Source organism: Pseudomonas inefficax (assembly GCF_900277125.1).
GTDB lineage: Bacteria > Pseudomonadota > Gammaproteobacteria > Pseudomonadales > Pseudomonadaceae > Aquipseudomonas > Aquipseudomonas inefficax.
This window is the reverse complement of record NZ_OPYN01000172.1, coordinates 57,701-83,880: the sequence shown is the minus strand read 5'-3', so window position 1 is coordinate 83,880 and position 26,180 is coordinate 57,701. Positions and strand designations below refer to the sequence as shown.

The 26,180-nt window shown below is 63.7% G+C and carries 16 protein-coding genes; 7 read left to right on the top strand and 9 right to left on the bottom strand.

Translation table 11 applies throughout. The annotated features are described in order from the left end of the window. Positions 1 to 114: 114 nt before the first annotated feature. Positions 115 to 3,435 (top strand): maltose alpha-D-glucosyltransferase, encoded by a 3,321-nt coding sequence (gene treS / locus JV551A3_RS20955; protein WP_133973973.1) that lies wholly within the window; start codon positions 115 to 117, stop codon positions 3,433 to 3,435. Further along, on the top strand, positions 3,432 to 5,642 hold the full coding sequence (glgB, locus tag JV551A3_RS20950) for a 1,4-alpha-glucan branching protein GlgB (RefSeq protein WP_133973971.1): 2,211 nt from the start codon (positions 3,432 to 3,434) through the stop codon (positions 5,640 to 5,642). The genes treS and glgB overlap by 4 nt, the downstream gene beginning before the upstream one ends. 117 nt (positions 5,643 to 5,759) lie before the next feature. On the opposite strand, the gene JV551A3_RS20940 is transcribed toward glgB, so the two are convergent. From JV551A3_RS20940 to glgA, 8 genes are all read right to left on the bottom strand, one after another. Further along, complete coding sequence (locus JV551A3_RS20940) at positions 5,760 to 6,836, bottom strand: autotransporter domain-containing protein (RefSeq protein WP_133973969.1); 1,077 nt, start codon at positions 6,834 to 6,836, stop codon at positions 5,760 to 5,762. A 301-nt stretch (positions 6,837 to 7,137) separates the two neighbouring features. Further along, positions 7,138 to 7,947 (bottom strand): endonuclease/exonuclease/phosphatase family protein, encoded by an 810-nt coding sequence (locus JV551A3_RS20935; RefSeq protein ID WP_133973967.1) that lies wholly within the window; start codon positions 7,945 to 7,947, stop codon positions 7,138 to 7,140. A 178-nt stretch (positions 7,948 to 8,125) separates the two neighbouring features. Continuing rightward, complete coding sequence (gene glgX / locus JV551A3_RS20930; protein ID WP_133973965.1) at positions 8,126 to 10,279, bottom strand: glycogen debranching protein GlgX; 2,154 nt, start codon at positions 10,277 to 10,279, stop codon at positions 8,126 to 8,128. A gap of 155 nt (positions 10,280 to 10,434) precedes the next feature. Then, positions 10,435 to 10,683 carry a DUF2934 domain-containing protein gene (locus JV551A3_RS20920; RefSeq protein ID WP_112252861.1) on the bottom strand — a complete coding sequence of 83 codons (249 nt, stop codon included), beginning with the start codon at positions 10,681 to 10,683 and terminating at the stop codon, positions 10,435 to 10,437. Between the two features lie 14 nt (positions 10,684 to 10,697). After that, positions 10,698 to 13,472 carry a malto-oligosyltrehalose synthase gene (locus JV551A3_RS20915; protein ID WP_133973963.1) on the bottom strand — a complete coding sequence of 925 codons (2,775 nt, stop codon included), beginning with the start codon at positions 13,470 to 13,472 and terminating at the stop codon, positions 10,698 to 10,700. Further along, positions 13,469 to 15,538, bottom strand: coding sequence for a 4-alpha-glucanotransferase (gene malQ / locus JV551A3_RS20910; protein ID WP_133973961.1), 2,070 nt, complete (start codon positions 15,536 to 15,538; stop codon positions 13,469 to 13,471). The genes JV551A3_RS20915 and malQ overlap by 4 nt, the downstream gene beginning before the upstream one ends. Then, entirely contained in the window at positions 15,535 to 17,277 is a 1,743-nt protein-coding gene (gene treZ / locus JV551A3_RS20905; protein ID WP_133973959.1) for a malto-oligosyltrehalose trehalohydrolase, read from the bottom strand. The genes malQ and treZ overlap by 4 nt, the downstream gene beginning before the upstream one ends. A 14-nt stretch (positions 17,278 to 17,291) precedes the next feature. Beyond that, positions 17,292 to 18,851 carry a glycogen synthase GlgA gene (gene glgA / locus JV551A3_RS20900; RefSeq protein ID WP_133973957.1) on the bottom strand — a complete coding sequence of 520 codons (1,560 nt, stop codon included), beginning with the start codon at positions 18,849 to 18,851 and terminating at the stop codon, positions 17,292 to 17,294. A gap of 990 nt (positions 18,852 to 19,841) precedes the next feature. Between glgA and JV551A3_RS20895 the strand changes: the two genes are divergently transcribed. From JV551A3_RS20895 to JV551A3_RS20875, 5 genes are read left to right on the top strand one after another with little or no spacing between them, the layout of a single operon-like run. Continuing rightward, complete coding sequence (locus tag JV551A3_RS20895; RefSeq protein ID WP_133973955.1) at positions 19,842 to 22,157, top strand: type VI secretion system Vgr family protein; 2,316 nt, start codon at positions 19,842 to 19,844, stop codon at positions 22,155 to 22,157. Continuing rightward, entirely contained in the window at positions 22,154 to 23,557 is a 1,404-nt protein-coding gene (locus JV551A3_RS20890; protein ID WP_177421332.1) for a hypothetical protein, read from the top strand. The genes JV551A3_RS20895 and JV551A3_RS20890 overlap by 4 nt, the downstream gene beginning before the upstream one ends. Positions 23,558 to 23,566: 9 nt before the next feature. Next, complete coding sequence (locus tag JV551A3_RS20885) at positions 23,567 to 24,523, top strand: PoNi-like cognate immunity protein (RefSeq protein ID WP_133973953.1); 957 nt, start codon at positions 23,567 to 23,569, stop codon at positions 24,521 to 24,523. 15 nt (positions 24,524 to 24,538) lie between these two features. Beyond that, the gene (locus JV551A3_RS20880) at positions 24,539 to 25,501 is read left to right on the top strand and encodes a PoNi-like cognate immunity protein (RefSeq protein WP_133973951.1); all 963 of its coding nucleotides are present in this window, start codon (positions 24,539 to 24,541) and stop codon (positions 25,499 to 25,501) included. A gap of 54 nt (positions 25,502 to 25,555) precedes the next feature. Further along, positions 25,556 to 25,813, top strand: coding sequence for a PAAR domain-containing protein (locus JV551A3_RS20875; RefSeq protein WP_166674285.1), 258 nt, complete (start codon positions 25,556 to 25,558; stop codon positions 25,811 to 25,813). Positions 25,814 to 25,855: 42 nt separating this feature from the next. Here the strand turns inward: JV551A3_RS20875 and JV551A3_RS30750 are convergent, their stop codons facing one another. Further along, positions 25,856 to 26,023, bottom strand: a complete 168-nt coding sequence (locus JV551A3_RS30750; RefSeq protein WP_235874622.1) for a DUF6026 family protein — start codon at positions 26,021 to 26,023, stop codon at positions 25,856 to 25,858. Between the last annotated feature and the right edge of the window lie 157 nt (positions 26,024 to 26,180).

Sequence of the window (26,180 nt, the reverse complement as noted above, 5' to 3'; positions counted from 1 at the left end):
GCATGGCACCGGCTTCGCCGGTGTTCGCGGGTAAACCCGCTCCCACAGGGAATCGTGTCAAGTCAGTTGCTTGTGCATCAGGGACACAGCAACCAGAATTGAAAGGAGCAGCACATGGCCAAGCGTTCCCGCCCGGCAGCCTTCATCGACGACCCGCTGTGGTACAAGGACGCCGTCATCTACCAGCTGCACATCAAGTCGTTTTTCGATTCGAACAACGACGGCATTGGCGATTTCGCCGGCCTGATCAGCAAGCTCGACTACATCGCCGAGCTGGGCGTCAACACCCTTTGGCTGCTGCCGTTCTATCCCTCGCCACGCCGCGACGACGGCTATGACATCGCCGAATACAAGGCCGTGCACCCCGACTACGGTAACCTGGCCGATGCCCGCCGCTTCATCGCCGAGGCGCACAAACGCGGCCTGCGGGTAATCACCGAGCTGGTCATCAACCACACCAGCGACCAGCACCCCTGGTTCCAGCGCGCCCGCCATGCCAAGCGCGGCAGCAAGGCACGGGACTTCTACGTGTGGTCGGATGACGACCAGAAGTACGATGGCACGCGCATCATCTTCCTCGACACCGAGAAGTCCAACTGGACCTGGGACCCGGTCGCCGGCCAGTACTTCTGGCACCGCTTCTACTCGCACCAGCCCGACCTCAACTTCGACAACCCGCAAGTGCTCAAGGCAGTGATCGGGGTGATGCGCTTCTGGCTCGACCTGGGTGTCGATGGCCTGCGCCTGGACGCCATCCCCTACCTGATCGAACGCGACGGCACCAACAACGAGAACCTTGCCGAAACCCACGATGTGCTCAAGGCGATTCGCGCCGAAATCGACGCCAACTACCCCGACCGCATGCTGCTGGCCGAGGCCAACCAGTGGCCCGAGGACACCCGCCCGTATTTTGGCGAAGGCGAGGGCGACGAATGCCACATGGCCTTCCACTTCCCGCTTATGCCGCGCATGTACATGGCCCTGGCCATGGAAGACCGTTTCCCGATCACCGATATCCTGCGCCAGACACCGGAAATCCCTGCCAACTGCCAATGGGCGATCTTCCTGCGCAACCACGATGAGCTGACCCTGGAAATGGTCACCGACCGCGAGCGCGACTACCTGTGGAACTACTACGCCGAAGACCGCCGCGCCCGCATCAACCTGGGCATCCGCCGCCGCCTGGCGCCGCTGCTGCAGCGTGACCGCCGGCGCATCGAACTGCTCACCAGCCTGCTGCTGTCGATGCCCGGCACGCCCACCCTGTATTACGGCGACGAACTGGGCATGGGCGATAACATCTACCTGGGCGACCGCGACGGCGTGCGCACGCCCATGCAATGGTCGCCGGACCGCAACGGCGGTTTCTCTCGCGCCGACCCGCAGCGCCTGGTGCTGCCACCGATCATGGACCCGCTGTACGGTTACCAGACCGTAAACGTCGAAGCCCAGGCCGCTGACCCGCACTCGCTACTTAACTGGACCCGGCGCATGCTGGCGGTGCGCAAGCAGCAGAAGGCCTTCGGCCGCGGCAGCCTGCGTACCCTCACGCCGAACAACCGGCGCATCCTCGCCTATCTGCGCGAGTACACCGACGCCGATGGCAACACCGAAGTCATCCTGTGCGTGGCCAACGTGTCCCGCGCCGCCCAGGCGGCTGAACTGGAGTTGTCACAATACGCCGACAAAGTGCCGGTGGAGATGCTCGGCGGCAGCGCCTTCCCGCCGATCGGGCAACTGCCATTCCTGCTGACCTTGCCACCCTACGCCTTCTACTGGTTCCTGCTGGCCAGCCACGACCGCATGCCCAGCTGGCACATCCAGGCCACCGAGGGGTTACCCGAATTGACTACACTGGTACTGCGCAAACGCATGGAAGAACTGCTGCAAGCCCCCGCCAGCGATACCCTGCAAAGCGCCATCCTGCCGCAGTACCTGCCCAAGCGGCGCTGGTTCGCCGGCAAGGAAGGGCCGATCGACGCGGTGCGCCTCTGCTACGGCGTGCGCTTCGGTACGGCAACCACACCGGTGCTGCTCAGTGAGATCGAAGTGCTCAGCGACGGTGTGGCCAACCGCTACCAACTGCCGTTCGGCCTGCTGCCCGAAGAGCAGATCAACAGCGCGCTGCCACAGCAGCTGGCCCTGTCACGGGTGCGCCGTGCCCATCAGGTTGGCCTGATCACCGACGCCTTCGTCCTCGAGCCGTTCATCCGCGCGGTGCTGCGAGCCTGTGAGGATGGCATGCATCTGCCTTGTGGCAATGGCGAGGGCGAGCTGCGCTTCGAAAGCACGCAGCAGTTGGCGGGCCTGGCGTTGAACGACGAAAGCAGCGTGCGCTACCTCAGCGCCGAGCAGTCCAACAGCTCGGTGGTGATCGGCGACCAGGTGGTGCTCAAGCTGATTCGCCGGGTCAACCCCGGTGTGCACCCCGAGCTGGAAATGAGCGCCTACCTGACCGCCGCAGGCTTTGCCAACATTTCGCCGCTGCTGGCCTGGGTCAGCCGGGTGGACGAGCAGGGCGCGCCACACCTGCTGATGATCGCCCAGGGCTACCTGAGCAACCAGGGTGACGCCTGGGCCTGGACCCAGAACACCCTGGAGCGGGCCATTCGCGACCAGATGGAGCCTTCCAGCCTCGACGCCGATGCGCACACCGATGCAATGGCCGAACTTACCGGCTTTGCCGCCTTGCTCGGCCAGCGCCTGGGCGAGATGCACCTGCTGCTGGCCGCACCGACCAATGACGAGGCCTTCAAGCCGCGCCCAAGCGATGCCGACGACAGCGAACGCTGGAGTGCGCAGATCAGTGCCGAACTCACCCATGCCCTCGACCTGCTGGCCCAGCACCGCGACAGCCTCGACAGCGAAAGCCAGGCGCTGGTCGACGACTTGCAGCAACAGCGCGACGGCCTGGCCCAACATATCGCCGACCTGACCCACCAGGCCCAGGGCGGCCTGCTGATGCGCGTGCACGGCGACCTGCACCTGGGCCAGGTGCTGGTGGTGCAGGGCGACGCCTACCTCATCGATTTCGAAGGTGAACCGGCCCGGCCGCTGCAAGAGCGCAGGGCAAGACATAGCCCGTACAAGGATGTCAGCGGCGTGCTGCGATCCTTCGACTATGCTGCTGCGATGATCTTGCGCAGCGCGTCTGCGGTGGACCTTTCCGACCCGGCGCGCCAAGCCCGGCAACGTGTAGCCAGGCAGTACCTGCACCAGTCGCGGCATGCCTTTGTCGAAGCCTATGGCCTGGCCACCGCGGCCATGCCTCACGCCTGGCAGCAGGCCGAGGGCGAGCGTGCCGCACTGGAGCTGTTCTGCCTGGAGAAGGCTGCCTACGAAATTACATACGAAGCCGAAAACCGTCCGAGCTGGCTGGCCGTGCCTTTGCATGGCCTGCATGGACTGATCAGTACTTGGGGAGAGTCAGAATGAACGTTACAACGCGTGAAAACGGCGGCCTTCGGCAACGGGACCTCGACGCCCTGGCCCGCGCCGAGCACGCCGATCCATTTGCGGTACTCGGCCCCCATGGCGACGGCGCGGGCGGGCAAGTGGTCCGCGCCTTCCTGCCCAATGCCCTGAATGTGCGCATGCTGGCCCGGCATGACGGGCGCATCCTCGCCGAAATGGAGCAGGGCAGCCTGCCCGGGTTGTTCACCGCGCACCTCGATGAGGCACACCCGTACCTGCTGCAGATCGGCTGGGCCGGTGGCGAGCAGGTTACCGAAGACCCCTACAGCTTCGGCCCGCAACTGGGCGACATGGACTTGTACCTGTTCGCCGAAGGCAACCACCGCGACCTGTCCGGGCGCTTCGGCGCCCAACCTGTGCAGGTGGATGGCGTCGACGGCGTGTGTTTCTCGGTGTGGGCACCGAACGCCCGGCGGGTGTCGGTGGTGGGCGACTTCAACAACTGGGACGGCCGCCGCCACCCCATGCGCCTGCGCCACAGCGCCGGGGTGTGGGAGCTGTTCGTGCCGCGCCTGGGCGTGGGCGAAACCTACAAGTTCGAGGTGCTGGGCAAGGACGGCATTCTGCCGCTGAAGGCCGACCCGCTGGCGCGCGCCACCGAACTGCCACCGAGCACCGCCTCCAAGGTAGCGGGGGCGCTCAGCCACCACTGGCAAGACCACGACTGGATGGCACAACGCGCGCAGCGCCATGCCTACAGCGCGCCGCTGTCGATCTACGAACTGCACCCGGGGTCGTGGCGCTGCGAGCTGGATGAGGCGGGTGAGGTCGGGCGCTTTTACAACTGGCGCGAGCTGGCCGAGCGCCTGGTGCCGTACGTTCAGGAACTGGGCTTCACCCACATCGAACTGCTGCCGATCATGGAGCACCCGTTCGGCGGCTCCTGGGGTTACCAGCCGCTGTCGCTGTTCGCGCCCACCTCGCGCTACGGCAGCGCCGAGGACTTTGCCGCTTTCGTCGACGCCTGCCACCAGGGCGGGATTGGCGTGCTGCTCGACTGGGTGCCGGCGCATTTCCCCACCGACGAACACGGCCTGGCGCGTTTCGACGGCACCGCCCTGTACGAATACGAAAACCCCCTGGAGGGCTTCCACCAGGACTGGAACACGCTGATCTACAACCTTGGCCGCAACGAGGTGCGTGGCTTCATGATGGCCTCGGCGCTGCACTGGCTGAAGCACTTCCACATCGATGGCCTGCGCGTCGATGCCGTGGCCTCGATGCTGTACCGCGACTATTCGCGCAAGGCCGGCGAATGGGTGCCCAACCGCCACGGCGGGCGCGAGAACCTGGAGGCCATCGACTTCATCCGCCACCTCAACGGCGTGGCTGCCCACGAGGCCCCTGGCGCGCTGATCATCGCCGAGGAGTCCACCGCCTGGCCCGGCGTCAGTCAGCCGACCCAGCAGGGCGGCCTGGGCTTTGCCTACAAGTGGAACATGGGCTGGATGCACGACACCTTGCATTACATCCAGAACGACCCGGTGCACCGCACCTACCACCACAACGAGATGAGCTTCGGGCTGATCTACGCCTATTCCGAGCACTTCATCCTGCCCATTTCCCACGACGAAGTGGTACATGGCAAGCATTCGCTGATCGACAAGATGCCCGGCGACCGCTGGCAGAAGTTCGCCAACCTGCGCGCCTACCTCACTTTCATGTGGGCCCATCCCGGCAAGAAGCTGCTGTTCATGGGCTGCGAGTTCGGCCAGTGGCGTGAGTGGGACCACGATGGCGAGCTGGATTGGTACCTGCTGCAGTACCCTGAGCACCAGGGTGTACAGCGCCTGGTCGGTGACCTCAACCGCCTGTACCGCGAGGTGCCGGCGTTGCACGAGCTGGATTGCCAGCCGCAAGGGTTCCAGTGGCTGATCGGTGACGATGCGCAGAACAGCGTGTATGCCTGGTTGCGCTGGAGCAGCAGCGGCGAACCGGTGCTGGTGGTGGCCAACTTCACGCCGGTACCGCGCGAGGGGTATCGCATTGGCGTGCCGTTTGGCGAGCGCTGGCAAGAGCTGTTGAACAGTGATGCAGAGCTGTATGCCGGGTCCAATGTCGGCAACCTGGGGGTGGTGGTGAGCGACGAAATAGCCAGTCATGGCCAGCCGCAGTCGCTGGCGCTTAACCTACCGCCGCTTGGGGTTCTGATAATGAAACCTGCTTGATGTATTGCTTGTACTGGCCTCTTCGCGGGTAAACCCGCTCCCACAGGTATTGCACAAGCTTCAACCGCTGTGCGCACCTTGTGGGAGCGGGTTCACCCGCGAAAGGGCCGACCCTGCCTACCACCGCATCCGAACCCCAAGGCTGCCAATCAATCCATTCAAATCGTTGTCATCCACATCACTGCTGTAATCGGCACTGACGAACAACGCCACCGAAGGCGTCACCCGCGCCACCAGCCCCAACCCCAGTTCCACCGTGGTCGAGTAGCGCGAGCTGGAGATCTTGTCGACCTGGTCCAGCTTCACCTCATCGGCATTGCTGAAGTCATACCACACGTTGGTCCGCACATAGGGCTCGATCGGCATGCCGCGTACTTCATAACGCCCGGACAGCCTGGCACCGACACGGCCGCTCCAGCTCGGCTGGCTGTCGAAGGCCTGCAAGGTCTCTTCCTGCGCCCGATTGCCAGGGAAGAACTGCTGGTTGATCAACTGCGCCTGCGGCTCGATCACCCAGCCGCCACCCAGGCCGATGGGTATGCCGCCTTCCAGCGAAAAGGTCATCGCGTGGCCGCTGTCGTCCAGTCGCTGGCCATTCTCGCCACGGCCATTGACGTCGATGCGCGACCCCATGGCCACGGCATCCAGATGCCAGCCCTGCTCATGGGTCATGCTCCAGTACACCCCCAGGCTTTCTCCGCTGAGGTTCACGGCGTTGCGTTGCTTGTCACCCAGCAGCCGGCGCATGCCGTTGAAGCTGGTCTGCAGATTGTTTTGCCCCACGAAGATCCCCGCTCGGTGCACATTGCCCGCTGCAGTTTCGCGCACGAACAGGTCCGGGCCGATCGTCAGTTGCTGGCTGGGTGCCTCCAGCTGGTCCGGGGGCTGCGCGCCATTGCGCGCAGTGGTGGGGAAGAACTGCGCCCACTGGCTGGCGACCAGGTCCGGTGCAGCCTGCCCATGGCGCTCGCTCATCTTTTGCGTAAACGCGTTCAAGGTACCCATACTCAAGCCACTGGCGCTGAACGGGTCGAGCGACAGCTGTGGTACTGCCGGTTGGTGCAGGAAGCCGGGTGAGATCGGGTCGTCCTGCAGTTCATACGCGATAGTTTCCACCGGGGTTGCCAGAAGCAGCGACGTGGAAACCGCGTAGAAAATGCTGTCGAAACGCAAGTGGTTCGAGGAACTTTTCATGGCGGATCTCCTTTGTTTTTGTGTTACAGCCCTAGGACCTGGCCTGTTGTCACGAGCTGTACGGCAAAAACAGTGGGCGACCCAAACCAGCACGCCAGGCTTTCGCCAGCGCGCACGAAGGCGCGAGCTAGAGGCCCGGCGCGAGATCATTACTGCTTTGATATGTTCAGCTAAGGAGAGCGCGCCGCTTGCGTCAAGAAAGCGTGAAGAAAGTGTTCAGGTTCCGTGGTTTCGTCCAACTTGTTGAATCATCAGACAAATAATCGGGGCATAGCCGGGTTCGCTATTTGCCGTGTCGTGACTATGAAGAATGATTGCTAAGCCTGACTTCGACCGACAAAGGCAAGTGGTCCGACAGGTGCGACCAAGGTTTGTGCCCCAGAATCCGCGGCCCATGGCTTTCGGCGTTGCGCAGGTAGACGCGATCCAGGCGCAGCAGCGGCAGCCGCGCGGGATAGGTGCGTGCCAAATGGCCATGGTGGCGCTCGAAGGCCTCATGCAAGTCATTCTGCAAACCCAGGGTGCGATTACCATGGGATTTCCAGTCGTTGAAATCACCGGCGATGATCACCGGTGCTTCGGCGGGCAGGGATTCGAGCAGCTTGCGCAGCAGTTGCAGTTGTTTCTGGCGGTGGCTTTCCAGTAACGACAGGTGCACGCAGATGGCATGCACCTGGTGCTGGCCGGGTACATCGAGGACGCAGTGCAGCAGGCCACGACGTTCGGGGCCGGTGATCGACACGTCGAGGTTGCGGTGTTCGATGATCGGGTATTTGGACAGCAGCGCGTTGCCGTGGTGGCCGTCGGGGTAGACCGCGTTGCGGCCGTAGGCGAAGTCGCTCCACATGCTGTCGGCGAGGAACTCGTACTGCGAAGTCTGCGGCCAGCCAGGGTAGCGCGCGGCGTGGCGGTCGTGGCTGCCGAGCACTTCCTGAAGGAAGACGATATCGGCCTGTGTACTGCGCACCGCCTCGCGCAGTTCCGGCAGGATGAAGCGCCGGTTGAACGCGGTGAAGCCCTTGTGGGTGTTCACCGTCAGCACTTGCAGCCGCTTCACGGCCGGGGCCTGGTTGACACTGGCGAAACCTTTACTGCCGGCTTCGGGGTTCACGGTTACTCCTGCTGGTGTTCCTGACTGATATGACCAAACCCTGTGGGAGCGGGTTCACCCGCGAAGAGGCCCGATCAGGCATTTGGGTTGTCTGGGCTGGCGCATTCGCGGGTAAACCCGCTCCCACAGGGATAGCATGGGGTGATCAAAATTTACGACCTCCCTGCGCCATTACGGTTCACTCCTCATCCCGCTGCAACACCATCAGCAGCAACGACCGCCCCTTCACCTCGAACGTGCTGTCGAACTGCAGATGCTGGCCCTTGCGTAGCTCAGGCCGGTCGGTATCGACCAGGCAGCTCCAGTAATCCCCTTCGGGCACGGTCGGCAACTTGAACGGCACGATGTCGTGGTGGGCATTGACGATCAGCAGCACGGTGGCCTCGGCACCTGGCCGGGCAATGCCGCTGACCTGGGCTCGGCCATCGATCAGCATGCCCAGGCAGCGCCCGTGCGGGTCTTCCCATTGCTCCACGCTCATCTCGTTGCCATCCGGTGCCAGCCAGGTCACGTCCTTGACGCCGATTGCCTCATTGTAGTCGCCCACCAGGAAGCGCGAGCGGCGTAGCACCGGGTAGGCCAGGCGCAGGCGGGTCAGGCGCTTGACGAAGGCCAGCAGTTCCAGGCCCTCCTGGTCGAGGTCCCAGTTCACCCAGCCGATCTCGCTGTCCTGGCAGTAGGCATTGTTGTTGCCGTGCTGGGTGCGGCTGAACTCATCGCCGGCGACGATCATCGGCGTGCCCTGGGCCAGCAGCAGGGTTGCGAAGTAGTTGCGCATCTGGCGCATGCGCAGGGCATTCACGGCCGGGTCGTCGGTTGGCCCCTCGACACCGCAGTTCCATGACAGGTTGTTATCGGTGCCGTCCTGGTTGTTCTCGTCGTTGTCTTCGTTGTGCTTGTGGTTGTAAGACACCAGGTCGCGCAAGGTGAAACCGTCGTGGGCGGTGACAAAGTTGACCGAGGCATAGGGGCGCCGGCCACGGTTGTTGAACATGTCCCCCGACGCGGTCATGCGCGAGGCAAAGTCGGCCAGTTGGCCTTCGTCGCCTTTCCAGAAGGCGCGCACGGTGTCGCGAAAACGGTCGTTCCACTCTGCCCAGCCCGGGGCGAAGTTGCCCACCTGGTAACCGCCCGGGCCGCAGTCCCAGGGCTCGGCGATCAGCTTCACCTGGCTCAGCATCGGGTCCTGGCGGCAGGCGACGAGGAAGCCGTGGCGTTCGCTGTAGCCGTCGTGGTAGCGGCCAAGGATGGTCGCCAGGTCGAAGCGGAAGCCGTCCACGTGCATTTCGCCGGCCCAGTAGCGCAGCGAGTCGGTGACCAGTTGCAGCACGCAGGGGTGGCTGAGGTCCAGGGTGTTGCCGGTGCCGGAATCGTTGATGTAGTAGCGCTTGTCGTCCGGCATCAGGCGGTAGTACGAGGCGTTGTCGATGCCGCGCATCGACAGCGTGGGGCCGCGCTCGTTGCCTTCGGCGGTGTGGTTGTAGACCACGTCGAGGATCACCTCCAGCCCGGCGTCATGCAGGTGCGCGACCATTTCCTTGAATTCGGCGATCTTGCCGCTGGCCAGGTAACGCGGGTGCGGGGCGAAGAAGGCGATGCTGTTGTAGCCCCAGTAGTTGTTCAGGCCCTTGTCCAGCAGATGCTGGTCGTTGACGAAGGCGTGAATCGGCAGCAGCTCTATGCTGGAAACGCCCAGCTCCTTGATGTGTTTGAGCAACTCGTCATTGGCCAGGCCGGCAAAGGTGCCGCGCAGTTCTTCCGGCACCGCCGGGTGGCGCATGCTGATGCCACGGGTGTGGGCCTCGTAGATGATCGTGCGTTCCCAGGGGATCAGCACGCGCTGGTCGCGGCCCCAGGTGAAGGCGGGGTCGATCACCTTGCACTTGGGCACAAAGGGCGCGCTGTCGCGCTCGTCGAACGACAGGTCGCCGTCGGGGTGGCCGATGGTGTAGCCGAACAGTGCTTCGGACCATTGCAGGCTGCCGACCAATTGCTTGGCATACGGGTCGATCAGCAGTTTGTTGGGGTTGAAGCGGTGGCCGTTCTCTGGCTCGTAAGGGCCGTGCACGCGGTAGCCGTAGACCAGCCCGGGGTGCGCGTCGGGCAGGTACCCGTGGTAGATCTCGTCGGTGTATTCGGGTAGCTCGATGCGTTCGATTTCGTGCTCGCCAGTGGAGTCGAACAGGCACAGCTCGACCTTGGTGGCATTGGCCGAGAACAGGGCAAAGTTGACCCCAAGGCCATCCCAGGTGGCGCCGAGGGGGAATGGCAGGCCTTCGCGGATACGCGAAGGGGCGACCGAGCGGGTTTTCTTCGGGGTGCGGGGGCTCATGGCGGTCCTCTGTAGCCGTGGTAGGGGGGAGGGAGCTGCGTTGGCCTGCACCGGCCTCTTCGCGGGTAAACCCGCTCCCACAGGAATGGGGTCAGGCCTGAGCGTTACGCCGTACCTGTGGGAGCGGGTTTACCCGCGAAGAGGCCGGTACAGGCTTAACCGGCAGCCGGCTTTTTCACCGCCCGGGGTTTCTTAGCTGCCACGGCCTTCTCAACCGGCTCAGCCGCTACCTTGGGCTTGGCCGGGGCCCGCTTGCGCGGCGCAGCCTTGGGTGCCAGCGCCTCGGCTTCGGCCAACTTGCGAGCCATGTCCCAATGGCGATCTTCCTGGCCGGCGGGCTTACCCTCGGACTCCCAGATCTGGTAGGCAAATTCGCGGATGCGTTTTTCATCGACACTCATCATGACGCTCCTGATGCTCAAGATTGTTGTATCAGCAGGTTGACCGGAAACTCCGCCAGCACGGCGCTCAACAACAGCTCCCTGCAAGAGCTGACCGCAGCACTGGGGAAAAGTCCCGTCGAGTTGGCAGGCGACAAGGCAAACGGCAGGTTTACCCGGGTGTCTTCCCAGTTCTGTGCCGGGATCAGGGGTATCGGTGCACCTGCCAGCAGGGTACTGGCCAGGCGTGGCGCGATGATGACGGCCCGTTCGCCTTCGCCCAGGCGGGCGAACGCGACCACCTTGTCGGCATGCCGGCCGTGCACGGTCAGGGGCAGGTAGGCGCCACGACGGAACAGCTCGGCATGGGCCTGACGGCAGTCCAGCACCCGGGCGATCAGCGCCTGCTTCAGGCGGCCGTCGCGCCAGTGCGCCAGCAGCTCGGCTACCGGCGTTGCATCGTCCAGGGTGCGACGCCGGCAAGCGTAGTCCACGGCGCGGCGGTTGTCCGGGTCGACCAGGCTGAAGTCCCAGTATTCGGTGCCTTGGTACAGGTCGGGCACACCGGGTGAGGTCATGCGCAGCAGGGCCTGGACCAGGCCGTTGAGGGCACCGGGGCAGGCCACCAGGTGCGCGGCGTCGGCCAGCGATCTGCGCAACTGCTGGTTCTCGCCGTCCAGCAGCAGGCCGTCGATGTAGCGGGCGCAGGCGCTTTCGTAGGCCTCGTTCGGCGCGCTCCAGCTGCTGCGCAGCTTGGCCTCGCGCAGGGCCTTCTGCTGCCACTGGCGCATGCGTTCGGCGTACTGGCCAAGGGCGTTGTCGTCGTGCAGGTCGAGGTCCAGCGGCCAGCTTCCCAGCAAGGTCTGCAACAGCATCAGCTCGTCGCCGGGGCTGGGTGCCAGGCCGTCATCCAGTTGCGTACGCAACGGCGTGGCCAGTTCGCGCCAGTGTTCCATTCGGCTGGCCAGCCACGGGCCGCGCTCGCTGAGCACGGCCAGGCGCGCGCGGGTATCTTCGCCGCGCTTGTGGTCATGGGTAGCGGTGGCCAGCAGGTTGTCGGGGAAATCGCGCAGGCGCCGCTGGGCCTCGTTGTGGAAGTGCTCGGGCGGGGCGCTGAAACGCTCGGCGTCGAAGCCCACATCGTTGCGCGACAGCAGCCGCGCGCTGCGGTAGAACGCGGTATCTTCCACTGCCTTGGCGGCGCTGGGCGCGGTCAGTTGCTGGAAGCGCACGCAGGCATGGCGCAGCTGCTTGCGCGCCCGGCCTGCTGGCAGGTTGCGCCAGGCCTGCCCGCCCAGCCATTGTTCAAGGTGCTCGAGCAGCGGCCAGTCGGCTTCACCAAGATCCTGGCGGGCATTGGCCAGGGCCTGCTGGAAAAAACCTTCGTCTTCTGCCGGGCGCCCGCAGGCATTGAAGTAGGTGCGGTACACCGGGTAATGCGCTACCAGCGCCTGCAAGGCGCGGCGGATCGCGCCCAGGGTCAGGTCGCGGGTCATCAGGTCGTTGCGCGCCACCTGCAACAGCGCCTGGGCCACCGACTCGCAGTCACCGGCCAGGCTGGCATTGAGCACCAGGTGGCGGGCCTGACGCACTTCTTCGGGGAAGTCGGGGCGTTCGCTCACATTGGCCCACAGCTCGGTCAGCGCTGTTTCGCCCGCCGGGTCGTGCTGCAGCAGCGAGACCTGGTTCATGAAGTCATAGCCGGTAGTGCCATCGGTAAGCCAGTCGCGGTGCAGGTGCTCGTTGGCGCCGAGGATCTTCTCCACGTAGATCGGGAAGTGCTCCAGGGCGGCGTCCAACGGCCGCCGTGCCAGCAGGCCATCGACCCGCCGGCGCAGCTTGCGGCAGTAACCGCGCGGGTCGGCCAGGCCGTCGATGTGGTCGATGCGCAGGCCGTCTACCAGGCCGCGCTCGATCAGCTCGAACAGTTTGGCGTGGGTGGCCTCGAACACCACCGCGCGTTCGACGCGCAAGCCGCCCAGTTCGTTGATGTCGAAGAAGCGCCGCCAGTTGATGTCGTCGGCGGCAGTGCGCCAGCTTGCCAGGCGGTAGGTCTGGCGTTCCAGCAGCAGGTGCAGGCGCTTGAAGCCATGCTCGTTGCGGCTGTCGAAGGCCTGCAGCGCCGATTCGAGGTCGGCACCTTCAGCGACCAGGCGCGCCAGTTCGGCGTGCAGGGGCAGGGCGTCGGCCAGCGGCGTGGCCGATGCGCTCAACGCGGTGAAGCGCTCGGCCAGGGCATTCAGGGCCGGGTCCGGGCTGAGGGCGAGAATCCAGCCATAGTCGACCGGGCAGATCGGGAAGCGGTGTTCGTAGTGGGCGATTTGCAGCACCCCATTTTGCCTGTCGAACTCCAGCGGTATTTCGCCATTCTTCAGCGCCACGCCATAGTCGCTGCCCAGGAACGGCAACAGCAGCTGGCCGGCCAGCAGTGGGTCGCTGGAGTGCCACTGGATGTCGAAGAATTCTGCATACGGGCTGCGCCGGCCCCAGGCCAGCAGGCTCTGCCACCAGGGGTTGTCGGCACCACCCACGGCCATGTGGTTGGACACCGTGTCCAGAATCAACCCCATGCCGTGCTGGCGCAGGGCGGCAACCAGCCGTTGCAGCGCCGCTTCGCCGCCCAGCTCGGGGTTGACGCAGGTCGGGTCGACCACGTCGTAGCCGTGGCGCGAGCCGGCGCGGGCCTTGAGGATGGGCGAGGCATACAGGTGGCTGATACCCAACTGGGCGAAGTACGGCACCAACGGCACGGCGTGATCGAGGGTGAATTCACTGTGAAACTGCAGGCGCAGGGTCGCGGTCAACGCTTTCATCGGTCACGCTCCCACGCCTGTTCGCGGGCCTGGGCCAACAGCTCCAGGCGCCTTGCTGCGTCTTCATCGTCGAGCAGTTCACGTACCGGCCGGGCAAAGCGTCGGCGCCAGTTGGGGTGGCCGGCGGTGGTGCCCGGCAGGTTGGGTTGCTCGTCGCAGCCCAGCAGGTCTTCCAGCGGCACCAGCACCAGCGGTGCGCGGGTGTGGCCAACGTAGCGGATGGCCGCGTCGATCAGCGCGTCATTGTCCGGCAGTGTGCCGTAGTTGGCCTCCAAGGTGCGGCGCAGGCCATCGTGCTCCTTCTGCCGCTCGTGGCGCCAGTGCAGTTCGGTGGCAGCATCGATCAGTTGCAGGCGGTGGCTCCAGTCGATGTCGCGGTTTTCCAGCCAGCCGGCCAACGGCGCCAGGTCGTGGGTGCCGGTGGTGGCCAGGGCGTTGTCCGGCCAGTCGAGAATCGGCTTGAAGTGGCCGGGTTGGGTCTGCTCGAAGGGCAGCACGCGCATGCCCAGCACGGCCTTGGCCGCCAGTTGCTCGCGCAGGCCGTCCGGCACGGTGCCCAGGTCTTCACCGAGGATGATCGCCTGGTGGCGCACCGACTCCAGCGCCAGCAGGCGCAGCAGGTCGTCCAGCGGGTAGTTGAGATAGGCGCCTTCGCTGGGCTTGGCCCCCTGCGGGATAAGCCACAGCCGGCGCAGGCCCATGACATGGTCGATGCGCAGGCCGCCGGCATGGGCGAGGTTGGCCCGCAGCATTTCGATGAAGGCGCGGTAGCCGTTGCGCTTGAGGCCTTCGGGCGAGAAGGCGCAGATGCCCCAGTCCTGGCCGGCACGGTTGAGAATGTCGGGCGGTGCGCCCACCTTCAGGCCTGCCAGCAGTTCGTCCTGCCGGCTCCATGCCTGGCTGCCGACACCGTCGGCGCCCACCGCCAGGTCAGCGATCAGGCCGACCGCCATGCCATTGCCGCGCGCTGCTTCCTGGGCGCGTTGCAGGCCCCGCTCGGTCAGCCATTGGCAGAAGGCATGGAACTCGATCTTGGCCGGGTAGGCGTTGGCGAAGGCCTCCACTTCCGGGTGGTACGGGTCATGCCAGGTCTTGGGCCAATGGCGCCAGTCGGCACCCAGGCCGTGCTCCACGGCTTGGGCCTGCAGCACCTCGAAGCGGCAGTGGTGTTCCAGGGCCTGGCCACCGGCTTCGCGGAAGCTGTCGAAATCCTTGCGCAGCGGGTGGTCGCCCTGGCTGAAACCCTGGTACAGGGCTTCGAGCAGGCGCAGGCGGGCGCTGGCGGCACGCGGCCAGTCGACCAGCGGGCCTTGCTCCAGGTCGTCCAGCTGTTGCTCCAGGCCGCAGGCTTCTATGGCCACGCGCACCTCGCGCTCGCCCAGCAGTGCGGCTGGGCTGGCGTACAGGGTATTGAGCAGCAGGCGGCTGGAGGGTGAATAGGGGCTGTAGTGCGTCTGGTCGATGGTCGACAGGGCGTGGATCGGGCTGATGGCCAAGGCATCGGCACCACGCTCGGCGGCCGCGCGGGCCAGTTGTTCCAGGGCCAGGCAGTCGCCGTAGCCGCCATCGCCGGGCCGGCGCAGGCTGTACAGCTGCACCGCCAGGCCCCAGCAGCGCGGGGGCGGTGCCTGCACTCGGTCTTCAAGGCTGTGGCAGCGTGGCGGAGCCACGGCCACGGTGAAGCGGCGGCTGTCGATTTCCACTTGGTGGTAGCCGATGGGCAACGCACCGGGCAGCTGGGCCTGGTTGTCGAGGCTGAGGGTGACGGCGCTTTGGTCCTCCAGGGTGCAGTGCGCGAGGCTGGTGGCGCTGAAATAGCGCGCCAGTGGCAGTGGCTGGCCGAGGTCAGCGGTCAGCAGCGGCGGCAGGTGCTCACTGTCTTCGGCAGCGTCCACGGCGCGCAGGCTGGCGGCAATGGCGGCGTCATCGGAGGCGGGATGGCCAAGACCTTCAAGAATGTTGCGCAGCACCTCGTCGCTGACTCGCTGGGGCCGGGCGTTGGCGTCGATCCAGTCGCGGCTCAGCCCGACGCGGGTGGCCAGGCGGTGCAGGGCGGTTTCGCTCATGGGCGCTCCTGGGCAGGGGAAAGCAGGCTGACCACGCAGCTGTATGCGGCCAGATGGGTATCGGGGTGTCGGGTGTCGCTGCTGTCGAACAGTCGGTTGGCGGGCGTGGGCAACTCGACCTCCTGCGGGGTAGCGGCCAGGTTCAGGTCAATGCGCAGGGTGGTGCCGTTACCCAGGCGCCAGCGTGCGGTCAGGGCCTTGTCACCGTGTACTTCGGCGCCCAGCGCGCGGCTGCCGGGCAGGTGCGGGATCACATGGCGGCGGCGCAGTTCGAGCAGGTGCTGGTACAGCCCGTGCCAGCCAGCGATCACTTCCCTGGCCTGCGGGCGGGAGGCCTCGAAGGTCTGTTCTGCGTTGGGGTCGGGAATGCGTTGGCGCTGCTCGGGGTCGGCGAAGGCGGCGAAATGGGCGAACTCACCGCGCCGCCCCTCGCGTACGGCGTCGGCCAGCTGGTCATGGAAGTCAGTGAAGAACAGGAACGGCTGGCAGCTGCCATCGTCGTCGCCCATGAACAGCAGCGGGATCATCGGCGCCAGCAGCAACAGCCCGGTGGCCGCCCGCAGCGCCTGCGGCGGGCACAAGCGAGTAAGGCGCTCGCCCAGGGCGCGGTTGCCAACCTGGTCATGGTTCTGCAGGAACAGCACGAAGGCGCTGGGCGGCAAGTGCCCGCTGGGCTCGCCGCGGGGCGTGCCATGGCGGTTGGCCTGGCCCTGGAACACGAAACCTTCGGCAAGGCAGCGGGCCAACTGTTCGATGGGGCGCTGCTGGTAATCGGCGTAGTAGCCTTCGGTTTCGCCGGTCAGCAGCACATGCAAGGCATTGTGGCCGTCGTCGTTCCACTGGGCATCGAAGCCTTGTTCCAGCAGGAAGGCCTGGTTGTGCTCGTTTTCCAGGACCAGCCACACGTGGCGGCCCGGCTCCACGGCAGCGCGTACCCTTTGCGCCAGCTCGACCAGGAAGTCGGGCTGGTCGATGGCGTGCACGGCATCCAGGCGCAGGCCATCGAAGCGGTAGTCGCATAGCCACATCAGGGCGTTCTGGATGAAGTATTCGCGCACCTGCGGGCGGCGGAAGTCGATGGCTGCGCCCCAGGGAGTCTGCCGGTCCTCGCGGAAGAACGGGCTGGCGTACTGGTGCAGGTAGTTGCCGTCGGGGCCGAAGTGGTTGTACACCACATCGACCAGGACCATCAGCCCCTGGCCGTGGGCCTGGTCGACCAGCGCACACAGCTGCTCGGGGCTGCCGTAGGTGTTTTGCGGCGCATAGGGCAGCACGCCGTCGTAACCCCAGTTGCGCTCGCCCGGGAACTGCCCCAGCGGCATCAGCTCGATAGCGCTGATGCCCAGCTCGGCCAAGCGCGGCAGTTGCCGAGCGACCCCTTCGTAGCCGTCGAGCAGACCGACATGCAGCTCCTGAATGACCGCTTCGTGCCAGGGGCGGCCTTGCCAGGGGTGTTGCCAGGCATAGCTGGCCACATCCACCACCTGGCTCGGCCCCTGCACGCCGTCGGGCTGGTAGCGCGAGGCGGGGTCGGCCACCTGCAGTTCACCGTCGATACGGTAGTGATAACGGTCACCGGCCTGGCACGGGGCCACGCCGGTGTACCAGCCTTCATCGTCGGGCAACAGCTCGATGGCTGGCTGCTGCTCCAGTTCCACACTCACGCTGCGCGCATCCGGCGCCCAGAGGGCGAAGCGCGCCGACGTGGCGTCCAGCAGGTGTGCGCCATGCCTGTGCATCTTCAACTCCCCGTTCAGTATTGGCTGTGCTGGGCCTGCTTGACCAGGTCTTCGTACAGGCGTGCGTAGGGTTCCACGGCCTGGCACCAGTTGAACGGTTGGGTCATCGACAGGCAGCGCATGGCGTTCAGCAGGTCCTTCTTGCCGTATACATAGAAGGCGCGGCTGAGTGCCTCGCGATAGCTTTCGACGGTGGACTCGTTGAACAGGAAACCGGTGACGCCGCACTCGATGGTGTCGGCCAGGCCGCCGGTGTTGCGCGCCACCGGCAGCGAGCCGAAGCGCTGCGCGTACATCTGGCTGAGGCCGCATGGCTCGTAGCGTGACGGCATCAGCAGGAAGTCGCTGCCGGCGAACATGCGCCGGGCATCGGTTTCGTTGAAGCCGATGCGTACGCCGATACGGCCAGGGTGGCGTAGCGCCAGTTCGCGCATGGCCTGCTCTTCTTCGGGCTCGCCACGGCCGATGATCGCGATCTGCCCGCCTTGTTCGACGATGTAGTCGGCCACCCCCAAGGTCAGGTCCAGGCCTTTCTGGTAGACCAGGCGCGAAACCACGGCGAACAGCGGGCCTTCGGAGGGCTGCAGTTTGAACAGCTCGCGTACTTCCTGGGTATTGCGCGCCTTGCCTTCCCAGTCGTTGATGCTGAAATTGTGTTGCAGGTGCTTGTCGGTGGCCGAGTCCCAGCTTTCGTCGATGCCATTGGGAATGCCGCCGAGCAGGCCTTGCTGGGCCTTGCTGGCGAGGAAGCCGTCCAGGCCGCAGCCGAATTCCGGAGTGGTGATTTCCCGGGCATAGGTGGCGCTGACCGTGGTGATGTGGCTGGCGTAGGCCAGGCCGGCCTTGAGGAACGACAGCTTGCCGTAGAACTCCATGCCCTCCTGCTGCATGGCGTGCTCGGGGATTGCCAGTTCCGGGCTGCAGCCGCGGCTGTACACACCCTGGTAGGCCAGATTGTGGATGGTGAACAGGGTTGGCGTGCTCAGCCCGCGCCAGTGCATGTAGGCTGGTGCCAGGCCTGCTGGCCAGTCGTGGGCATGGACCACTTCCGGCTTCCAGTGGATCCTGCCTTCGCCGGCGGCGATTTCGGCGGCAGCCAGGCCCAGGCGGGCGAAGCGGATGTGGTTGTCGGGCCAGTCGCGGCCGTTGTTGGCGCCATAGGGGGTGCCGTCGCGCTGGTACAGTTCGGGGCAGATCAGCACATAGATGACCAGGCCGTCGGCCATGTCCATGCGCCCGATCTTGCACGGCGGCAAGGCGGCATGGCCACCCAGTTCACCGACAATGTGGATGGGGTTGTCGCTTTCCATCACCTGGCGGTAGCCAGGGATCAACACCCGCACATCGTGCAGGTGTGCCAGGGCACGGGGCAGGGCTGCCGACACGTCGCCCAGGCCACCGGTTTTCACCAGGTCGGCGATTTCCGAGGTCACGAACAAGATCTTGCGCTTGTTGCGGTTGTGCTGGCGCTGGGCGCCGGGTGCCTTGCCTGTCGTGGCGAAGTCCGGGGTGAGCGGCTCGCGGTTGTCCGGGTTGAATGAATCTACGTGAGGCTCGACAGCGGCACTGATCATACTTCTCTCCATCCCTATGCTTGGCCGGGTGCTGGCACCCGTGGCAATGTTTCGTGTTGGTTCTCTCTGTTTCTGGATTCTGCGTAGTGCGTTCCATGCCCCAGGGTCGTGCGCGCAGGCACGGCGCGATCGGCATTCCCGCCGAAGGCGATTGGGCTGGTGGGGTGTGTGGGCCGAGGCTGGGAAGTCCCTTTGCGTTTGGCCTACTTAGTTCCTGACCTGCCCGCGTTCCGTAAAGTTCGACTTTTTTTCGTCACTCTTCCGATGAGCAAATGGCGGGCCGAAACCCGAGTGTAGGAGAGAAAGAGATAAAAATGTGACCCGCTGGTCACTATTGCCATGCTGCGGAGTAGACGCAAACGTTGGCGGTTGTGACCGGATGTGAATGCATAGGCTGGAGCGGTGGATGACGGGCAGATGGCATGCCCCGTTACCGATAGCTGTGCACCTTTCTGGTGCGCTGTGGGGCCCGAACGGTGCCCGCGCTTTGCTTTGGGGGGCAGGTGAGGGCGTTCAGGTGCCTGTCTTGGAATATGAGGTTATGCGCAAATCGAGTGCCGCTCGAGTTCAACGGCGTCGAAAATGTTGTGACAAGCCCTCATAGCCAAATTCCTTATTGGCGCAGGCAAACAAAAGGGCTACTGGCAAACTTCCTCGAAGTTTCTTTCACAATGTTTCTGGATTGAATGGTCACTAATGCAGTGAGAGCTCGCGCGGGCAAAGGTTATAAAACGTTGCTTTAGGAAATTGCCTACGCAAGCACCAGTGCATTGAACCCATCGTTTCTGTCATGGAAGGACAATACGATTTAAGTTGCTCTTCAGTCACCGCCTCATCCCCGCAGTCGTCATCGGTTGATCCCGTCAATGCCACGGATCCAGCCGGCTGGCGCCTTGGCAACGGGCAATTTTCATTCGTCGTGATCAGCTTGAAGAAAGCCAGGGTGAGGTTGTCTTTCGCCGGTAAACATGATGGCGGGTAGAGCAACTCATGAAACAGTCGGACTTTCGTTTCGGATTTCAGGCGCTCGCCGGGCGCACGGAGTTCGAAGTGGTTTCATTCAAGCTGGAAGAAGCCATCAGTCAGCCATTTGAACTGAGACTTGAACTTGTCAGTTACGACAGTGATGTCGACTTCGGCCAGGTGCTCGACAAGCCTGCGCTATTCACCCTTTATTGCGCAGATCGGCCACTGCGCCATGTGCATGGCCTGGTCAGCGCCTTCAGCCAGGGTGAAACCAGCTTCTGTCGCACGCGCTACCACGCCGTGGTCGAGCCGCAACTGGCCCGCGCCCGCTTGCGTTCGAACTGGCGCATCTTCCAGCAGAAAACCGTACCGCAGATTCTTGAACTGATGTTCAAGCGCCAGGGCATTACCCGATTCGAGCTCAATAGCAGCGCCGAGCACCAGGTGCGTGAGTTTTGTGTCCAGGCGGGGGAAACCGACCTCGACTTCATCCATCGCCTTGCCGCTGAAGAGGGCTTTGTCTACCGCTTTGCACACTGCGCCAGGCAGCACACGCTGATCGTTACCGATCGCCTGCTATCGCTTGGGTTGCTCAGCCGGGGCATGCTCAAGCCCGAAGGTGATGAGGCGCTTTGGCTGGATGAAGACGATCTCGGCCCCGACAAGGTGCTGTACCACGCCCGTAGCGGTGGCGACCAGGCCCGTGCCTGCCTGCGGCGTTTGCGCTATTGCGAGCAGGTGCGTACTGCGCGGCAGGTGCAGCGCGACTACACCTTCACCAACCCGGCCTATCGTCAGGAGCACAAGGCTCAGGCCAGCGGAATCACGCACCAGTCGCCGGACTACGAGTTTTTTGATTACCCGGGGCGCTACAAGCGCGATGCGGTCGGCAAGCCCTTCACTGAAACGCGGCTGACGGCGCTTCGCCATGACGCCCGCCAGGCCGAAGTACAGGGCGATGATGTGCGCCTGCAGCCAGGCCTGAGCTTCACCCTCGTCGGCCACCCGCGCGAAGACCTCAATGTGCACTGGCGCGTGATCAGCCTGCGCCACGAAGGTACGCAGTTCTCCAGCCTGCAGGAAGAAGCCGCTGGCGCCGAACAAGGTACCCGCTATGTGAACGATGCGCTGCTGGTGCAAGGCATGGCCGAATGGCGCCCGGCACCCTTGGCCAAGCCGCGCATCGATGGCCCGCACATGGCCACCGTGGTCGGCCCGCCGGGGGAAGAGATTTTTTGCGATCAGTGGGGGCGGGTCAAGGTCAGCTTCCCCTGGGACCGTGAAAGCAGCAACAACGAATTCAGTTCCTGCTGGGTGCGGGTGTCGCAAGGCTGGGCCGGTGGCAGTTGGGGGGCGATGGCGATTCCTCGTATTGGCCAGGATGTGATTGTCCAGTACGTCAATGGCGACCCTGACCAGCCGGTGATCACCGGGCGCACCTACTGCGGTGACCAGCTGCCGCCGTACGACCTGCCGGAACACAAGACCCGCATGACCATCAAGAGCCAGACCCACAAAGGCGATGGCTTCAACGAGTTGCGCTTCGAGGACGAACTGGGGCGGCAGGAAGTATTCATTCATGCCGAGCGCGACCAGAACAACGTCGTGAAACACAACGAAACCACCTTCATCGGCAACGATCGTAGCGAGCGCGTCGAGCATGACGAAGTGGTGCACATAGGTGGCAACCGCAATGTCAAGGTCGGCGCCAGCAAGAGCGAAACGGTCGCCCTTGGCAAAGTCGAAAGCATAGGCCTGGGCAAGTCGTTGGCCGTTGGCGGGGCGTTGAACGTGATGGTTGGCCTCGAGGCCAGCGAGCGGGTCGCGCAGGACAAGCGTGTGCAGGTCGGCGGGCAACTGCGGGTGGAGGCCAATGACGATGTGTCGATCACCAGCCATAACGGCCACGTGCACATCGATAGCCGAACGTCCCTGACCCTGAGCTGCGGTGGGGCCTTCATCAAACTGGGTGATGGCCGCATCGAAATCGGTTGCCCCGAGCCACTACTGTTGCATGCCATCGCCCAGGTCAAGGCGCCTGCACGTTACGGTGAGCCGCCTGCACCGTCGCAGGAGGAAATCGAGTTTCGCCTGGTGCATGCCGACGGTACGCCGATTGCGGGCACGGCCTACGTGGCGACGTTGTCCGATGGCACCCAGCGCCAGGGTATGGTCGACCAGAACGGCTATGCCCGCCTGGCTGGCGTTACCCCCGGTTGCAGCGCCCGGGTGCGCTACGAGGTTGGCCAAGGCTCGCTTCAGCTGACGACCGCAATCGAGCCGGATGCTGCCTTGCAGGCATTGCTTGCCGGCTCCACCTCGGCGGGTGGCCAGCCATGAACTCCGCTGCTGACTGGCTGGATGAAGCGGTGGAAAGGGTGGCAGGCGGCTTTGGCTGGCTGCGTGACCTGGTGCTGGGCGAGTTTGCCGAGGACAGGCCACTGAGCGTGGTCATTGCCGACATGCTGCTGTCGTTGGTGCCGGGCGTGGTGATCGTACTCAGTGCCCGTGACCTGGCCGCAGTTTGCCTGCGCTTGGGCAAGCGCTACACGGCGGATGGCAGCCAGGCAACGGCGCAGCCGCCACAATGGCAGGAGTGGGTGCTGTTGGTTGCCTGCCTGATTACTTTGATCGCGCCGATCATTGCTGCCGTGGTGGGGGCGGTGGGTACGCCCGTGGGCTCGGTGGCAGGTGCACTGGTTGGGCAGGAAGCCGCAGCGTTTCTGCGAGGTTTGTGCCTGCTGCTTATCCGTGAAAGCCAGATCATCTTGCGGACCGTGGTTGCGTTTCTTGGCAAGTTCACCCGCGGCAGCGTGGAGTACTGGCTGCGCCAGGTCAGGTTCGCGAGCTATGAAAAGGACTTGCTGGCCTATCTGAACCAGTTCTTGACCAAGGTCATCGCTGCAACGGCAAAGCTTCGCAGCTATCTGGGCAACTGGCCCTTTAACCAGGCGGCCTCGCACCTGTTGGTGCGGCTCCAGGCGATGGAAGCCCAGTTCTACGCGGTGCAGGTGCATGCAGTGCGGGAAATCCCAAGGGCGCTGATGCAGCTCGACGCCAGGCTGGCCAAGGTGCTGGAGCAGGCCAGCGATCTGCCCGCGCAGGTTGCGCAGGCCGGGGTGCATGCGCCTAAGCCGGTGCCCATGGCCATGAGTGGTGGGCGGGTGACTTCTGGCATTGGCATGCGTCCGCGTTATCTTGAGCGCCCCGAGGGTGCGCTCGGCCCGCCAGTGCCCACCTCTGCGGCAGCCGCCACGCATGGCGCCAATGTGCACATGTTCGATCATTCGACGGCGACCCGGGCGCAAAAGGGCATTTATGGGGAGGTGGTCAGTGATCAGTACATGCTCGGCAAAGGCCATGAGAACCTGCTGTCGGTCTCTCGTGGGCCTCGCAGCCTGCAAATGAAACCCACCGGACGCGGGCTGGATGGCGTCTATCGTAATGCCCATCCACCGCCGCCGTTCATCATTACTGAGACCAAGTATCGAACGGGAGGCGCGTTTTCGCCGGGTAGTTTGCCAGTTACAAAGGGGAGTAAGGGGTTTCCGGGTGCCAGGCAGATGAGTGATGCGTGGATTCGTCCAAGGCTTTCCGAAAGTTTGGGGAAAGAACAGGCAATGAATATTCGCTCGGCTGGATATGAGCGCTGGTTGATAACCGTAGATGAGAAAGGCGCTGTAACCCAGGTAGTTAAGCTTGATGGGCATGCGAGATCTATAGGTGATGTAATTCAGTAGGGTTTGAAAATGAAGAGATTTGATGAGATCAAACGTGAGCCTTTGCTGCAAGAGGCAGCCTATCTCGACTCTGTTGGTTTTTGGAAGAAATACTATGTGGAACTAAAGGCTGAAGATTCTTTAGTGTTGGAACGCCCAGATTACGTAAATGTTGAAGGGTTGAGTTGGGATTGGTGCTTTGAATCTCTGGAATTGTTAGTAGCGCTTTATTCGGGGGGCGAGCCCGTTGAAGCGCTTGAGTTTTACGCGGATCACATGTTTTCCCAGTTTCAACGTCACAAGCAAGCTTATCCGGCTTTCAGCTTGAAGCTGTGGGAGCCTGATGCATATCAATACACGCTCTGGCTTCTATCGTTTGCAGTGCTGTTCAACAAGCCCGGGCGCATCAGGCAAATCGCACGTTTTTTAAGTGAAGACCCAGATGACGGTGAGGACATCCTGTTGCGGCAACTGTTTTCCCGTGTGGGGGTGACGATCCCTGGGAGTACGTTGATTCACGAGCGCCCCTACCATGAATTGCTCAATGCCGTAACTACCGAGAAGGATGAGCAGCAACAGGCAGTGCGTAGTTACCTGAAACAGTGGTATCGCGGCATGCGCAACTGTTATTGGCATGACCGGCACAAGGCACGAAGCGATGCGGGTTTTTTTGGCTATTGGGCCTTTGAGGCAGGATTGGTCACTGTGTTGTGGGGCGTCGACGATACGCCCTATAGAGATCTTCCTTTCTACCCGAAGGATTTGGTAGACGATGCTCGCAAGCGTCAAGTTATCAAAAGCTTCCCTGAACAACTGCAAAGCGCGACGTATTCGGATGCACTTGCCAGGTCGGGGGAAATTTGCCCGCGCACCGGCGTGTGGGTATGTGATGAATGGGCTGTGGGGCCTCAGACATTCATGCAAGGCGTAGAGATGCCGAGCGAAAATGGGCGTTCTCTGGTTTGGCGCTTGGTGAAAGGCTTATAGCGTGCGGGAGAGCCAATGGGCCAATTCGACAGCATCAAGCGCGACCCGTGGATGGTCGAGCAGCGTTACCTGGCTTCGACCCATGAAAAAGAGCAGGAATTCGCCGACCCTGACACCCAGGCATTGCTGACCGGGCCAGCCGAGCACAGGCATCACTACCGTGGCCTTAGCCGCGACTGGGCACATATGGCACTGGAGCTGGCAGTGCAGCGGTATTCCGGTGGCGAGCCTATGGAACTGGTAGAGGCCTATGCAGACTATGCGTTCGCCCAGTTCGCCCGGCATTTTTCGGCGTACCCGGCGCCCAGCGAGCAGTTGCGCCCTTGGGTGTCGGATGAATACCGGCTTGCCTTGTGGCTACTGTCGCTGGCGGTGCTGTGCGGTTATCCCGAGCGTGTCGGCCAGGTACTGGGCTGGCTGAACCAGGACGACGAGCGCAGCCCCGACCTGCTGCTGCATCGCCTGTTCCAGCGGCTGGGCAAGACCTACGCTGGCACCTCACTGCTTCACCCCGAACCATACGGCGCCTTGCTGGAGAGCCTCGACCTGAAAGGGCCCGCGCAGCATGACGCACTCGTGCGCTATCTCCGGCAGTGGTACCCCAATGCGCGCGGTTGCTACTGGCACGAGCGCCACACCCGGGCACGAAATGACCACCTGGGATATTGGGCATTCGAGGCGGCACTGGTGGCGTTTTTATGGTCTGTGCAGGGTAATGCCCTGGAAAGCGCTCCCCACTTTTACCCGCAGGCGCTGGTCGAAAGGGCGCGTTACCGACGCCTGGGCAAACAGTTCCGCGACCCGGAAACCGCAAGGCGCGAGGATGCCCCTGGCTGGCCTTCAGGCACGCCTTGCCCCTGGCCCGGCTACTACGTCTGCGTCGAGCGCATGATGGGTGAGCAGGTGTTCATGCACCAGGTACCTTTCCCTGAGATCGATGGCCAGGTCGTGCACTGGCGGCTGTCGAAAACGTTCTGAATGGCGCTGCCGGCATGCGTGCCTGGCGCCTCACATGATTCGGGAGTGGCAACAATGCCTGCCATCGTTCTGCTAGGCCACCCTCACCACTGCCCATTGTGCGGCCCGACCAGCATCAGCAGCGGCTCCAGCCTGTTCTTTGTCAACGGCAGGGCAGCCGCCAGGGTTGGCGACAGGCTCGGGTGTGGGGCGGTGATTACCACCGGCTCGGCCCTGATGATAGACGCTGGGCAGTCGCTTGCCAGGGTCGGCGATACCACCAGTCATGGCGGCACCCTGGAAAATGGCGATAATAGCTGGCTGCTTGATTGAGCGATGTGGGAGCAGTTCAGCTCCCACAGGGGCGGGGTAGGTTCAGAGGCTGACGGCCTTGTCGTCTGTGCGCGCTTGCGCCAGCAGCAGGTTCAGTTGGGCGACCTGCTGGCGCAGCTGGTCACGTTCGTCCTTCAGTTTACGCAGCTCATCACGGCGCACGGAGACATAGAGGGTCTGGGTTGGGGTTGCAGGCATCAAGGTACCCATGAGCACACCTCGCGGTTTTGGCTGGTGACAAGTTAAAGCGTAGACGCTTCAGGCGGGCGTATTTTGAATTCTTTCGCAGGTCTTGGGAACTTTTTTGTTTATCGTGGTCTCGCCGTTCGTCGCTGAACCCTCGATCGGTTCGCTGGACTAATCTGAA